Source organism: Flavobacterium aestuarii (assembly GCF_040049115.1).
Classification (GTDB): domain Bacteria; phylum Bacteroidota; class Bacteroidia; order Flavobacteriales; family Flavobacteriaceae; genus Flavobacterium; species Flavobacterium aestuarii.
Window position 1 is genome coordinate 17,214 of record NZ_JBDLZZ010000006.1, and the last position, 15,320, is coordinate 32,533.

General features: G+C 37.9%; 11 protein-coding genes. 5 read left to right on the top strand and 6 right to left on the bottom strand.

Annotation, left to right across the window (positions count from 1 at the left end):
• The first annotated feature begins 11 nt into the window (after positions 1-11).
• On the top strand, positions 12-359 hold the full coding sequence (locus ABEG11_RS08000; RefSeq protein WP_348823645.1) for a DUF2116 family Zn-ribbon domain-containing protein: 348 nt from the start codon (positions 12-14) through the stop codon (positions 357-359).
• A 10-nt stretch (positions 360-369) separates the two neighbouring features.
• Positions 370-2,763 (top strand): M28 family peptidase, encoded by a 2,394-nt coding sequence (locus ABEG11_RS08005; RefSeq protein WP_348823646.1) that lies wholly within the window; start codon positions 370-372, stop codon positions 2,761-2,763.
• Between the two features lie 228 nt (positions 2,764-2,991).
• On the opposite strand, the gene ABEG11_RS08010 is transcribed toward ABEG11_RS08005, so the two are convergent.
• Positions 2,992-4,794, bottom strand: a complete 1,803-nt coding sequence (locus ABEG11_RS08010; RefSeq protein WP_348823647.1) for a GNAT family N-acyltransferase — start codon at positions 4,792-4,794, stop codon at positions 2,992-2,994.
• A 127-nt stretch (positions 4,795-4,921) separates the two neighbouring features.
• On the opposite strand from ABEG11_RS08010, the gene ABEG11_RS08015 reads away from it, so the two are divergent.
• The 3 genes from ABEG11_RS08015 to ABEG11_RS08025 all read left to right on the top strand — a co-directional run bounded on the left by ABEG11_RS08015 (position 4,922) and on the right by ABEG11_RS08025 (position 8,159).
• The gene (locus tag ABEG11_RS08015) at positions 4,922-5,683 is read left to right on the top strand and encodes an exodeoxyribonuclease III (RefSeq protein WP_348823648.1); all 762 of its coding nucleotides are present in this window, start codon (positions 4,922-4,924) and stop codon (positions 5,681-5,683) included.
• Between the two features lie 238 nt (positions 5,684-5,921).
• Complete coding sequence (locus ABEG11_RS08020; RefSeq protein ID WP_348823649.1) at positions 5,922-6,860, top strand: OmpA/MotB family protein; 939 nt, start codon at positions 5,922-5,924, stop codon at positions 6,858-6,860.
• Positions 6,861-7,121: 261 nt separating this feature from the next.
• Positions 7,122-8,159, top strand: a complete 1,038-nt coding sequence (locus ABEG11_RS08025) for an aldo/keto reductase (protein WP_348823650.1) — start codon at positions 7,122-7,124, stop codon at positions 8,157-8,159.
• 180 nt (positions 8,160-8,339) lie between these two features.
• On the opposite strand, the gene ABEG11_RS08030 is transcribed toward ABEG11_RS08025, so the two are convergent.
• The 5 genes from ABEG11_RS08030 to ABEG11_RS08050 all read right to left on the bottom strand — a co-directional run bounded on the left by ABEG11_RS08030 (position 8,340) and on the right by ABEG11_RS08050 (position 15,203).
• Positions 8,340-9,767, bottom strand: a complete 1,428-nt coding sequence (locus ABEG11_RS08030; RefSeq protein ID WP_348823651.1) for a gluconokinase — start codon at positions 9,765-9,767, stop codon at positions 8,340-8,342.
• Positions 9,755-11,074, bottom strand: coding sequence for a gluconate:H+ symporter (locus tag ABEG11_RS08035; protein ID WP_348823652.1), 1,320 nt, complete (start codon positions 11,072-11,074; stop codon positions 9,755-9,757). Before ABEG11_RS08035 ends, ABEG11_RS08030 begins: the two co-directional genes overlap by 13 nt.
• 60 nt (positions 11,075-11,134) lie before the next feature.
• Entirely contained in the window at positions 11,135-12,034 is a 900-nt protein-coding gene (gnd, locus tag ABEG11_RS08040; RefSeq protein WP_348823653.1) for a phosphogluconate dehydrogenase (NAD(+)-dependent, decarboxylating), read from the bottom strand.
• A gap of 165 nt (positions 12,035-12,199) precedes the next feature.
• Positions 12,200-13,855 carry a DUF4139 domain-containing protein gene (locus ABEG11_RS08045; protein ID WP_348823654.1) on the bottom strand — a complete coding sequence of 552 codons (1,656 nt, stop codon included), beginning with the start codon at positions 13,853-13,855 and terminating at the stop codon, positions 12,200-12,202.
• A gap of 187 nt (positions 13,856-14,042) precedes the next feature.
• Positions 14,043-15,203 (bottom strand): VWA domain-containing protein, encoded by a 1,161-nt coding sequence (locus ABEG11_RS08050; protein WP_348823655.1) that lies wholly within the window; start codon positions 15,201-15,203, stop codon positions 14,043-14,045.
• Between the last annotated feature and the right edge of the window lie 117 nt (positions 15,204-15,320).

The following is a 15,320-nucleotide window of genomic DNA, read 5'->3' on the forward strand; positions in this document are numbered from 1 at the left end:
ATGACGAAAATATGAAAACCTGCCTTGAATGTGGTGATGCTATTGTGGGCCGTGAAGACAAAAAATTCTGCAGTGACGGATGCCGAAATGCTTATAACAACAAAATAAATAAGGACAGTACGAATTATATGCGCAATATCAATAACAAATTGCGCAAAAATTACCGAATTTTGTCAGAGCTGAATGTGGAGGGAAAATCCAAGACGACCCGGGCCAAGCTGATGAGCAAGGGTTTTGATTTTGAGTTTTTTACCAATGTTTTGAATACCAAGTCCGGGAATACCTACTATTTTCTATACGACCAAGGTTATATGGTTTTGGAAAATGATTATTATATGCTTGTTAAAAAAGATATTTAATACCCCAAATATGAAAAAAAATTACTCTTCGCTTATTATTGTTGCTCTCATTATTGGTGTTTTGGCCTTTTTGTTTGCTTTTCTAACACCGTCCTGGTCGGAAAACGAAGAGGAAAAAGTAACGGAGTTTTCGACTAGCCGGGCTTTGGAACATGTTGCGGCAATGACCAAGGAACCGCATTATGTGGGTACTCAAAACCACGAGGCTGTCGCTCATTATATTTTTAAAGAATTACAGAAACTGGGATTAGAACCTGCTTTTCAAGAGGGTTTTACGCTGAGTGATTGGGGGAATCTGGTAAAATCCAAAAACATTATGTGCCGTATTAAAGGAAGCGCAAAGGGTAAGGCTTTGCTATTGCTTTCGCATTATGACAGTGCACCACATTCATTTTCACATGGAGCGAGCGACGATGCTTCGGGCGTTGCCACAATTTTGGAAGGAGTTCGTGCTTTTTTGAATGCCAAAACTAAAAATGCAAACGACATTATCATTCTTTTTACAGATGCCGAAGAATTGGGACTGAATGGTGCCTCGCTTTTTGTAACCCAGCATCAATGGGCAAAGGAAGTGGGACTGGTTATTAATTTTGAAGCACGTGGTTCTTCGGGACCGAGTTATATGCTGATGGAAACCAACAAAGGAAATGCAGGCTTGGTCAAGGAATTTGCCAAAGCCGGCGCTGCCTATCCAGTTTCGAATTCGTTAATGTACAGCATTTACAAAATGCTTCCGAATGATACCGACTTGACGGTTTTTAGGGAGCAAGGGAATATTCAGGGGTTTAATTTTGCTTTTATCGACGGGCATTATAACTATCATACACAACAGGATGATGTAGCGCATCTGGACAAAAACTCTTTGAAACATCAGGGTTCATACTTGATGCCGCTGCTAAATCATTTTGCCAATGCGAATCTGGAAAGCACGGTTGCCGAGAAAGATTATGTGTATTTCACGATTCCGTTTGCATTTATCAGTTATCCTTTTGACTGGGTGTTGCCAATGACGCTTATTGCTGTGGGAGTGCTTATTCTGTTGGTTTTCATTGGCAAGGTAAAACGTATTTTGAAGCTGAAAGATATCCTGAAAGGTTTCTTTCCGTTTTTGGGAGCTTTAATTGTTACAGGATTGATTACCTATTATGGCTGGCAAGGATTACTGTGGCTGAATCCGCAGTACAATGATCTGCTTAATGGATTTACGTACAACGGACAGGATTATATTACTGCCTTTGTATTGCTTAGCGTTTCAATCTGTTTTTTCTTTTATCAGATAGCTTCGGCACGAAAAGTGATTATGAATCATTATGTGATTCCGCTTATCTTCTGGATTGTACTGAATGGTTTTCTGGCGAACAGTTTGCCGGGCGCAGGTTTCTTGATTATTCCTGTGTTTTTTGGATTGCTGTCTTTTGCTGTTTTTATTTTTAGCCAAAAATCCAATTGGATTGTAAATCTGATTTGCGCCATTCCTGCGTTGCTTATTATTGCTCCGTTTATTGAGATGTTTCCTATTGGTTTAGGTCTGAAAGTATTGTTTGGCAGTGCAATTCTGACTGTTTTAACCTTTGCAATTCTGTTGCCTCTCTTGGGAGATTTCCGTAAAAAAGGGAGCTGGTCTTTACTGTTCTTTTTAGTTGCTGTTCTGTTTTTTGCGAAAGCGCAATACCAATCAGGATATGAGTCAGGCAAAGCGAAATCTAATAGCTTAGTATATCTTTATAATGCCGATAAAAACAGGGCATATTGGACAACTTATGATACAAATTTAGATTCCTGGACAAAAACCTATCTGGGCGAAAACCCGAAAAGTGCCAGAACCCTGAATGATTTAAAATTGTTTAGCAAATACAATTCGGAGTTTACCTATGCCTCCGAGACTGAAGCCAAACCAATCGTTAAGCCTGCAATTACTTTTTTAACGGATAGTGTTATAGGCTTCAAAAGGTATTTGAAAATAAAAATCACTCCAAACAGAAAGGTAAACCGCTATGATATTTTTGCTGATGAGATTATGAGATTCTTCAACTTTAAGGCCAATGGCGTGACTGCTTTAGGACAAAAGGGAACTGAACTGGAAAGAAATGGCAAAAAATTATTGAGTTATTATGTCGTGAATAATGAACCGCTAGTGATGCAGTTTACCATTAACAGAGCTACTGTTTTGAACATGAATGTAATGGAAAGTTCTTTTGATTTGATGACTAACCCCTTATTTAACATGAGTGCAAGACAAGACTGGATGATGCCAACACCTTTTGTATTGAATGATGCAGTTGTAATTACTCAGAAAATAAGACGAACTCCAAAAGCGGCTGTTCCTGCAGTTATTCCAGATCCAGTGAAACCAGTAGTAAAGGATAGTTTGACCGTTGTGAAAGATAGTTTGAGAGTGAAATAAATACTGCTTAATACAAAATTTCAAACACAGATTCCACGAATCAGCACAGATTGAATTTGTGTTAATTCGTGGAATTCGTGTTTAAATATGAGTTTATGCACATTTAATTTTTTTGTCCTGAGTTGTTTTCGGTGGCGTAGCCGTCAAATTTCCCGCTATCGATAACCGCTTTTTTTGCTTTAAATCTGAGCTTAGTCTTATTTAATGCTCCTTTCTTTGGACGAAGTATTATTCTTCCTTGTCACTCAATTTTCGTTCCAATTCGGCTTGAAACTCTTCCATAACAGGTTTCATGGTGCTTTCGGGAATATCGGCTATTCTAATGTACATTAATCCATCTATAGCGTTATTGAATAATGGATCAACATTAAAAGCAATTACTCTTGCATTCTGTTTGATGTATTTTTTAATCAAAACAGGCAAACGCAGATTTCCGGGTTCTAATTCGTCGATTATTTTGTCAAATTTATTCAAATCGGCTTCAGCTTCATCTAAAATAAAGTCTTTGTCAGCGTCTTTAAGTTTTACTTTATATGCTTTTTTCGGATGTACATATTGTGCAATATATGGATCGTAATAATTAGACTTCATGAATTCAATCATTAACGATTTTGAAAAATCAGAAAACTGATTGCTGATACTCACGCCGCCAATTAAATATTTATGTTCTGGATAACGCAGAGTGGTATGAATAATCCCTTTCCAAAGCAGAAACAAAGGCATAGGCTTCTGCTGGTATTCTTTCACGATGAAAGCACGTCCCATTTCAATCGAACTCAGCATTAAATCATTTAATTCGGGTTCAAATCGAAATAAATCATTAAGGTAAAAGCCTTCAATACCATATTTTGGGTAAATTTCAGAACCCAATCCCATGCGGTAGGCACCAGCAATTTTTTTGGTTTCGTCATCCCACAAAAACATGTGATGGTAATATTGGTCGTATTTGTCAATGTCAATGGACTCGTTAGTTCCTTCACCTACTTCTCTAAAGGTAATTTCACGTAAACGGCCAATTTCATGCAGTATATGCGGTATCGATTTGGCATCTGTAAAAAACACTTCGTAATTTTTGCTCTGCAGTAAACGGCAGTCTTTTTTACGCAGATTTTTTACTTCAGCTTCAATTTTATTCTGATCACTGGCAGTAACTATTTCCTTGGGGCTTTTTGTTATTTTAAGCGATGGTGTCTGTAAAAGTTTGGATTCTTTTTCAAACGGATTCGCCAGCATATAGGTTTTCTTTCTCAGGAATTCCGTATAGTCTTCAATGGATTCGTATTCATTCTGTTCTGCAACTGAAATTGGTTTGCCAACACGCACCTTGATAATGCGGTCTTTTTGGGTAAGCAGTTCAGATGGAAGTTTAGCCGTTCGGAGTGTTGGATTGATTTTTGATAAAAAATAAAATAACCGGCTGTTTTTGGCATGAAAATAAATAGGTACTACAGGAACCTGTGCCTTTCGGATTACTTTTATAGCACCTTCTTCCCAGGCTTTATCAACTACTAATTTTCCGTCTTTGTAGGTCGAAACCTCACCTGCCGGGAACATGCCCAATGGTTTTCCGTCTCTTAGATGCCTCAGTGTTTCCTTAATTCCTACCACGCTGGATTTGGCGTCTTTGTGATTTTCAAAAGGATTTACCGGCATGATGTATGGCTTCATCGGGTCAATGCGGTGCAGTAAAAAATTGGCAATGATTTTAAAGTTTGGCTCTTTTTCAAGCAGCAGTTTCAGCAGCAGAATACCGTCAATTCCTCCAAGCGGATGATTGGATATGGTAATGTAGGCACCGTCTTTCGGTAAGCGTTTAAAATCTTCTTCCGGAATTTCAAATTTAATCTGGAACTCGTCCAGAATAGCATTCAGGAATGGAACCTCTTTCAGATGTTTGTTGCGGTCGTATATTTTGTTTAATGTAGAAATCTTCAAAATTTTCATCAGCAGCCAACCCGAAAAGGTACCGAAAACCCCGTACTTATCCGTATTTATTGCTTTTGCAACTTCTTTCGCGGTAACTAAACCCATTTATTTTTCTTTTTTGAGCAAGAAGCAAAGATAGCAAAATACTCCATTTTTTTATGTTTTTTTTTGAATCAATCTTTCTGCTTTTTACTACTTTTGGATTCCACAGTAAAAAAACAAATTTATACAAATGAAGATAATCTCATACAACGTAAACGGAATTCGTGCTGCAATTACCAAAGGATTTATAGAATGGCTGCAACAGGCCAGCCCCGATGTTATCTGTCTGCAGGAAATAAAAGCTACCGAAGAGCAGATTCCCGTTTCCGATATTACCGCTGCAGGTTATCCTTATCAATATTATTATCCTGCAACCAAAAAAGGCTACAGCGGTGTGGCAATTCTTTCTAAAATAAAACCCAATAGTGTCGTATACGGAACAGGAATCCAGCACATGGATTTTGAAGGCAGGAATCTTCGTGCCGATTTTGATGATTGTTCCGTTATGAGTTTATATCTGCCATCGGGAACCAATATGGATCGCTTGAGCCACAAATTCATGTACATGGATGATTTTCAAAATTACATAGATACCCTCAAAAGCACTATCCCTAATCTGATTATTTGCGGGGATTACAATATCTGCCATGAGGCGATTGACATTCATGACCCGATCCGTAATAAAAATGTTTCTGGTTTTTTACCCGAAGAAAGAGCCTGGCTTGATAAATTCATGAAATCCGGATTTGTGGATAGTTTCCGTCATTTCAACAGTGAACCGCATCAATATTCGTGGTGGAGTTACCGCGCGGGAGCACGTGGGAATAACAAAGGCTGGCGTATCGATTATAATTTGGTCAGTGATTCATTAAAGCATAAACTCAAAAGAGCCGTTATACTGCCGGATGCGATGCATTCTGACCATTGTCCTGTTCTGGTTGAAATTGAATAGAAAAAAATTCAATGTCAATTGCAATGACAATTTAAAATAAAAAAATGAAAATTTTTAGGAGCAAATCCAGCTATCCGCTGCAAACGGAGTTCACTGAATACCTATGAAAATAAAAGCTAAGGAAGTAATCTTATGAACCGAACACCAGCTTATTTCTAATGCTATCTGGGCTAGGGCGTTCCATGTTACAAGAATTTTTGACCTCAAATACTACAATAAATAATAAAATTTAAGAAAAATGATAAAAAGAATTTCCATTGGACTTTTAATTCTCGCATTGAGTACTTCTTGTGTTTCTAAGAAAATCTACAATGATCTTGAGAACCAATTTGCCAATCTAAAAAGAGAAAACCGAGCCATTTCTGATGAAAACGCAGCTCTTTTAGCTTCCAAAAAACAACTGGAATCCGAAAAAGAAGCTTTGAAAAAGAATCTGGATGATGTAAATTCCAATCTAGCCAAAGTTCAGGCTGATTTAGAGGCTGCAAAAAACAAAATGAAAGTGATGCAGGATTCTTATGCCGCTCTTGAAAAAAACAGCAATGAATCATTGGAGGCTAACATGAAAAAGAACCGTGATCTATTGGCTCAATTAGATGCTAAAGCAAAAGCTCTGGCAGATGAGCAGGAAAAATTGAATGCCAGCAGCCAGCGTTTGAAGGAACTGGAAGATCTTATCGCAGCCAAAGAAGCCAGCATGAAAAAATTGAAAGAAACACTTTCAAAAGCATTGAACGGTTTTGAAGGCAAAGGTCTAACGGTGGAACAGAAAAACGGAAAAGTATATGTTTCCATGGAAAACAAACTGCTTTTCAATTCAGGAAGCTGGGCAGTTGGTGCCGAAGGTAAAAAAGCAGTTGTTGAGGTAGGGAAGGTATTGGGCGATAACCCGGATATTTCAGTACTGATTGAAGGACATACTGATAATGATCCTTATGAAGGTTCAGGGCCAATTGCAGACAACTGGGATCTTTCTACCAAAAGAGCAACAGCAATTGTGGCTATTTTGGGTGAAAACAAAAAAGTAAACAAACAAAATCTTACTGCAGCTGGAAGAAGCGAATATTCGCCATTGGCAAGCAATACAACGGCCGAAGGAAAATCTAAAAACCGCAGAATCGAAATTATCCTGACTCCAAAACTGGATGAAATTTCAAAAATGCTTAATGAGTTTTAGGAGGAAGTTGCTTAGATTCTAAATCACTAAGTTACTAAGATAAAAAGGGTTCGCGTGAAAACGTTGAACCTTTTTTTGTAACCGTAATCAATATCTTAAATCGGCAAAAGTTATTTGTTAGAATTAAAATCTGCTTTATCTGCAAAATCTGCGTGCTAAAAAATAGCTAATTCCAAAAGGAATCCGAATAACTAATTTTTATCTTTGCTCTGAATAAAACTTAGCAACTTAGTTTCTCAGAAACTTAGCCACTTAAAAAAAATGAAATACACCACTTTACCAAATACCGATATAAAAGTCAGTAAAATATGTCTAGGCACAATGACCTTCGGACAGCAAAACACCGAAGCCGAAGGACATGCCCAAATGGAGTATGCGCTCGAGAAAGGAGTCAATTTTTTTGATACAGCCGAGATGTATTCAATCCCAAGCCGTGAAGAAACCTACGGTAGCACCGAGAGAATTATTGGTACTTGGCTTAAGAAAACAGGAAAAAGAGAAGAAATTGTTTTGGCATCCAAAATTGCAGGGCCGAATCCTCTTTTTGGCTATATGCGCGAAAAACTTGATTTCTCGCCGGCAAGTATACAATATGCTTTGGATAAAAGTCTGCAGCGTCTTCAAACTGATTATCTGGATATTTATCAGCTGCATTGGCCGGAACGAAAAACGAATTGTTTTGGACAGCGGGGGCTTAAAATGCAGGACGATGCCTGGGAAGATAATTTTCACGAAGTCTTGGAAACATTGGACGGATTGATAAAAGCGGGAAAAATAAAGCATGTTGGAGTTTCTAATGAAAATCCCTGGGGAATGATGCGTTTTCTGGAAGAAAGCAAATACAATAATCTGCCAAGAATTAAAACCATTCAAAATCCATATTCTTTGCTGAACCGCCTTTTTGAAAATGCTTCTGCTGAGGTTTGTCTTCGTGAAAATGTGGGATTATTGGCGTATTCGCCATTGGCTTTTGGTGTTTTGTCAGGAAAATTTTTGACAGGCGAAAGTCATCCCAATGCGAGATTGACTTTGTTTCCGCAATATGCAAGATACAGCAGTGCTCAATCTACAGAAGCGACTAAATTATACCAGAAAATTGCCCATAAACACGGATTGACATTAACACAATTAGCTCAGGCCTTTGTATTGCACCAGCCTTTTGTGACCAGTTCAATTATTGGTGCTACAACAATGGAACAGCTCAAAGAAAATATTGGTACAATTGATGTTGTATTGTCTAAAGAAATTTTTGACGAAATTAATGCAGTGCAGGCTGTTATTCCTGATCCGGCGCCGTAAAATAATATCAGATTTTAGTAAGCAACCCTGTAAGAGTCCAAACCTCTTACAGCGTTTCCAGAATAAGAAATAATAATAAATCCGACAGGTTTACACAATATTGTCAGGAAGGACAAACTAGACAGGTTTAGGCATGATACGTGGGAGATTCCGAAAATGACACTGCAGGGACATGAATTTTTATAATACTTTCAATGCAGCATATACTTTCTTGAATTTAGCAAAGGAATTATTGTAGATTTCTTTATTTGCTGGATTTGGGGAAAAGGTTTTTCCTGTTTTGTTATGGCTTTCTGCAGGAATATTTAATGCGTCCAGGCCTATTAAAACAGCACCCCAAGCAGAACCTTCGATAGTTTGTGAGGTTTGTACTTTCATCTGAAAAATATCGGCTACAATCTGGAGCCAGAATTCGCTTTTCCCAAAGCCCCCACTGGCCATAACGGTTGTTGCTTTTCTTTTTTCGGGATCGGGCAATAGAATTTCTGTAATTTGAAATAAGCCAAATAAAATGCCTTCCAGAGTAGCTCTGACCAAATGTGCCTGTGTATGCGTAATCTGCATTCCTAAAAGAGTTCCTTGTGCAGAGGCATCCCAGATTGGCGCTCTTTCTCCCAATAAATAAGGTACAAAAAGCAGACCTTCGGAACCTGCTGGAATTGCTGAGGCTTCTTCAAAAAGTGTTTCATACGAAGCAGTCGTTTTCAGAATTGTCTCTTTTAGCCACTGTAAAACTATTGCTCCATTATTTACAGCACCCAAGGTTAGGTATTGGTTTTCTTTGAGATGATAGCACTGTGTACGCATTTGAGGGTCGAGAAAAGGCTGATCTATCGGCAGGCGGACTGCTCCGCTGGTACCAATTGTCAATGCCATAAATCCCTTATTCATTGCTCCCGTTCCCAAATTTGCCAGAGCGCCATCGCCTCCGCCAATTACGTACAGGAAATTATCCAAAACTCCTTTGCATTCATGTGTCACCTCACAAACTGCAGACAGCTGTTCTGGTTTTATTTTTAAAAATTCGAGAATTTCGTCATCCCATTGCAGCGTATGGATATTCAATAATCCTGTGCCCGAAGCCATGGAAGTATCTGTGGCATATTCGCCTGTAAGATGATGCCAGATATATTCTTTAACACTGATGAATTTATAGGTTTTGGAAAAAGTTTCAGAATCAGATTCTTCGAACCATGCTATTTTGGTCATGGGCGAAAAAGGATGAATCGGGATTCCTGTTTTCTGATAAAAAAGCTTTCCTTTTTCGGAGTTTTTAATTTTTTCGGCTATTTCGCCTGCTCTGTTATCTGCCCATAAAACAGCATCTGTTAGCGGTTTTCCAGTTTCATCAACTGCAATAATGCTCTGCATCGCCGAACTGAAACTTATAAATTGCGGCTGGATATCTTTGGTAATTTTTTTGATGCATTCTAAAACAGTATCTAAAATCTCCTGCGGTTTTTGTACGCTCCAATCGGGTTTTGGATGATACATTGGATATGAATGCGAAATCTGATTAATTACATTTCCATGCAGGTCAAAACATACCGCCTTTGTAGCTGTAGTTCCAATGTCAATGCCGATAAAAAGTGATTTTATTTGATCCATATATTCAGTATCAATACGCCAATTAATCCCATAATTCCAATAATTGTTTCCATGATTGTCCAGGTTTTAAACGTGTCGGAAACGCTGATGCCAAAATACTCTTTGAACATCCAGAACCCTGTATCATTGACATGAGAACACATTAAACTTCCTGCGCCTATCGAAAGCACCATTAATTCAGGACTTACGCCAGATGCCACAACTAAAGGCTGTACAATTCCAGCTGCGGTTAATCCCGCAACAGTGGCTGATCCCAAAGCTATTCGGATTATTGTAGCGATGAGCCATCCTAAAACCAGCGGAGAGAGGGATGATTTTTCGAAAAATGTGCTCAAATCTGTTCCTATTCCGCTGTCTATAAGCACTTGTTTAAAAGCACCGCCGGCAGCAATTATCAAGATTATCATTGTGGCGGCGCTTAATGCAGCACCGGACTTGTCCATAATGTCCTGCATTTTTCTTCCGCGAAAAATACCTAATGTAAACACTGCAAAAAGAATAGCAAGCAGCATTGAAACAGTTGGGTTTCCAATAAAAATTATAATGGAACGCAGTGAATTTTCTTCTGCTAAAAACAATTCGCTGAATGTTGCTGCTGCCATTAAAAATACTGGAACCAGCGCAGTTACAATGCTGATCTTGAAAGAAGGCATTTCAGCTTCTGTAAATGTGCTGCTTTCAAATAATCCTTTTGGAGGAAAGGCATTGATTTTTTTTATGAACTCTGGAAAAACAATTCCAGCGGCAAGAAGCGAGGGTATAGCAACTATTAATCCGTACAGAAGTGTTTTTCCAATATTAGCTTTGAAAATAACGGCAATTGCCGTAGGTCCGGGATGCGGGGGCAAAAATCCGTGAGTTATCGAAAGTGCCGATGCCATTGCAATTCCCAAATAAATTATAGATTGCTTGGTGCTTTTGGCTACTGCAAAAACCATTGGAATCAAAATAATAAAACCTGCATTGTAAAACATTGAAATTCCAACAGAAAATCCAGTAATTACCATAGCCCATTTGATGTGCTTAATGCCAAAAGAGCCAATCATCACCGAACTTATCCGCTGTGCTGCGCCGCTGTCTGAAAGCAGATTTCCTAAGATAACGCCAAGCGCAATGATTAAAATTAAAGATCCCAGCGTACTGCCAATACCCTGCTGAAACGAATTTATTAATTCTGCGAAAGGCATGCCTTTTAAAATTCCCGCAAAAAATGCGGTGATTGTTAGGGCTATAAAAGCGTTAAGCTTTGCGCCGGAGATTAAATATAATAATAGCAGAATACTTGCAATCAGAATCAGTAAGGACATGAATTATAATTTTATTAGGAGTATATATTCAATTGACATTAGCCGTATTAAAAATTATAATTACTCATTTTTCTCAACTGCATGGCCTCCAAATTCATTTCGAAGGGCTGCCACAACTTTTCCAGAAAAGGTATCCGACATTTGAGAACGGTAGCGCATCATAATAGAAAGAGCTATTACGGGAGTTGGAACACCTAAATCCAAAGCAGTTTCCAATGTCCATTTGCCTTCACCGGATGAATGCATAATTCCTTTGATTCCGTCCAGTTTGGCATCTTTAGAAAAAGCATTTTCGGTCAGTTCCATCAGCCAGCTGCGCACAACTGAACCATGATTGAACAGTTTGGCTGTTTTATGAAAATCAATATCAAATTCGGAATGCTCAAAAACCTCAAATCCTTCTGCAATAGACTGCATCATACCGTATTCGATTCCGTTGTGAACCATTTTAGTAAAATGTCCGCTTCCGGCCGCTCCCGTATAAAGAGATCCGTTTTCGACCGAAATATCTTTGAAGACTTGGGATACATATTCAAATACTTCGGCATCACCGCCTATCATTGTGCAGGCACCATTAAGCGCTCCAGAAGTTCCTCCCGAAGTTCCGCAATCCAGAAAATCAATACCGTGTTCTTTCAATTTTGAATAACGATGTTTGGAATCATTATAATTTGAATTGCCGCCATCAATAATAATATCATTTTTTGTCAAATGAGGCACTAATGAATCAATAACGGCATCTACAATTTCGCCGGCAGGAACCATCAGCCAAATTACTTTTCGGTTATTTAATTTGCTGCATAATTCTTCTATTGAATAAGCTGTTTCAATTCCTTCATCGCCAATTTTAGAAACAAAATCTGTGTTGACATCCTGAGCAACAACTTCATAATTGTTTCTTTTTAAATTCAGGGCTAGATTGAACCCCATTTTTCCTAATCCGATTATTCCTATTTGCATTGTGTTTAATTTCTGTTTGATTTGTAAAAATATTACTTTAGTTTAATTGCTATTAATAATTTCGATATTTAAATTTTACTTTTGAAATGAATTATGTTAAATAATTGAAATTTAATAATCTAAAAAATAATAACCCTGTCAAAAATCAATCTGACAGGGCTAAATTTACAAATTCTCTATAACTTCATCCTTTGGATACCGTACCTTGTAACTGATCCTGATTTTCTTGGTTTCATTTGGTTTCATCTGCAGTTGCCAAGTGAGGATTCCTGAATCTGGATTTACTTTAGCACGATCACTCTGCAGTAATTCTATTTCAATGTCTTTGTTAGAACTCAATGGATATTGGTCTTTTAATAACATTTCAATCGCTTCTTTTTTGTTGTTTCTAACGGTAATATCAAATGTGAAAGTCTGTTCTTTTTTAGAAGATAAAAGTTTGGTACCCGACTGGTCAACTACTTTTTCTCTTTTGATACTTACTTTTTTATCACGTCCCATGCTTAAACTCAACGTATCGCTGGTTTGATTTGGTTCGATGAAAGTTTTGCCCACATACATGCCTTCAAAAATGATATTGGCTTCTCCTCTCAGCAGATTGTATTTGCTGTAATCAGCAATCTGAGCCATTAAAAAAGCGTCTTTTTCTGCTTTTGGTACAGCATAAAATTTATAAGATGCCGGAAGTTTAATTTCTTTTAATGAAACGCTGTGTACTTTTCCATTGGATAAAATATCATAAGGAATGTCAATGTCAAAAGAAATATTCAATTGGTTTTCAGAAACTGTTGTGAAGTCAGAGACAGAAGATTCAGCCATCATTATCGGTTGTGCATTCATTTCTTCCTTGGTAATCTGAACTCCTGCAACTCTTCCCTGCAATTGATTTGTAATTCCTTTTTTCTTAGCACCATAACCCATCACAACTACTTCTTGTAATCTGTTGTCAGTTGGTCTGTAAGTTAAAAACCATGAATTTAGTAAAGGAGCCTGATTATTTTGATTGGGAACACCGCTTGATAAAGTCAGTTTTACTTTTTTCCAATCGATTCCGGTGTTTTGAATAACCTGCGCTTTATACATCATATTGATTGGTGCGGTTACACTTTCGATGCGTAAATCGTAGAAGGGAGTCCACGAAGCGCTATTCGACAAATAAGTAATATCCAATGGAACGGCTCCAGCCAGATTATTCATCACCTGAACAATCAGTTTTCCTGATGAGGTTTTTTCTTCTTTGCTTGTATCTACTTCGAGTTTGTTGTTCAGCCTTTGAAGAGTTTCATTAAGTTTTTGCTCTTTTTCGGCTAATGAATTTATCGTATTGGCGATTTCGATTTGTTTGGCTTTGTAATAATCGACCATTTTCATTAGTTCCAATACATTCAAACCCGAATTCACTCCTGAAACCTGCTGATTTCTGTCTAATAATGCCAATGTTTTGGTTTCCGAATTTTTGGTATTGCCCACTTTTAAAAGTTCTTTCTGCACCAAAACGATACTGTCTTTCACTTTTTTTAAAGCCGGAGATTTTAAATCCACTTCATATTCCGAAACGTAGTCGTTGGTAAATTGAACCGAAAGCACTGTTAGGCTCGCAGGTGCGCCTATCTGTACCGAGTTTTCATTTAAATCGACGGCTACATTTTTGATGACAATCTCACTTGTGCCTAATGGCAGATTTACATTGGCTGTCTGCGAAATTTCTGCAGCATTAAAATACACCGTTGCTGCTTTTACTTTGGCAGTCGTGAAAATTGGTTTTTGTGCAAAAGCAAAAGTTGAAACCAATAACGCAAAGAGGAAATAAATTTTTTTCATGAGGTAGTGAGTTAAGATTATATCTCTATAGATGGCAAAAAGCTGAAAAAGGTTGGGTCTCTGCTCAATTTTTTTATAATTTTTTTGCCACAGATTGCACAGATTCACACAGATTTTATAAGCATCATTAAAAAAATCCGTGTGAAACCATTATCGTTTTGAGGCCATTACGAATACTTTGTAAGGTTTATTTTTCTACCGTGTAGCCTTTCACTTTTGCCAAAGCCACTATAGAAGTATTGATTGCTTTCCCCAAATCGTCCTGTGATTTCGTTTTTTTGGCTTCAGCATCAATATATTGCTGGCGTTTTTTGCCTAATTCACCGATTTCTTTTTGAATTGCTTCTCTCTCCTTGGTTTTTTGAGTAATAATTTCTTGTACTTCAGCTTCGGATTTGTTTTGAAGTTCGGCTGGTAATTCTTCTTTTTTAATTTTTGCAATCGCTTTTGGGTCTTGTTTTACTCGGTCAATCAAATCCCAGCTTTCGTTTTTGTATACAGCTTTGGATTTACTCACAGCACGTTCCGCATAATTGGCTGATGATACACCCTGTGCGTTTTTGTCTTGTGTTTCCTGATTCATCTTTTTGGAAGAGCCTTTAGATCCATAGCCGATATAGGTCGAATTTATCTTTACATTGCATTTTGATATTTGATCGTCATAAGGCGTTGATACGTATTGAATAGATTGATTAGAGTCAATGTTGAAGTATTTTCCCTTGCCATAATCGGCTCCGTCTTTCCAAAAAGTGTTGATGCCCTCTAAACTGCTTCCGCAGAAGATAGTATTCACGTAAATATCGTTTTTCATTGCATCGTTAATGGCTTCCTTGTAGTTTATTCCGCCTTGGTTGAAAGCTTCGTTTCCCGCAATATATATAAGTTTCATATTACTGTTATCTTTACCCCATTGTAGTTTTTTGGTAGCATCTTGGATTACCGCACCGCAATATTCATTGCCTCCGTTGGTTCTTAGGGCAAATAATTTTTCGGAAATCAAGTCCAAGTCGGTGGTTAGTGGCGTTACTTGACGAATGTAATTGGATTGCTGTGCCAATCCGTCGTTGCCGTATTCGTACAGCGCAATTTCGATATCAGGAGTTTTGCCGGAATACTTTAGGGTTGTCAAAGTGTTTACGATATTCCAAAGTCTCGACTTGGCTTGGTCGATCAATCCGTCCATACTGTTGGAAGTGTCCAATAAAAGGGCGACTTGTATTTTGTTGTTGTCTTCTCCTTTTGGTTTTTCGGTATTGGTTTTTTCTACGGGTTTTGCATTCGTATTGTTACAGCTTGCAAACGAAATTGTAGTAGCCAAAAGTGCGGAGATAAATAGTGTCGATTTCATAATTTCTAGTTTTTAAGGGTTGATTACAGATCAAACTTAGAAACTAAAAACACTCCTTTTTGGGATAAATGGTGAAACGGGCTTTTGACTTGGTGAAACGGGTTGCGAAAGGATTTT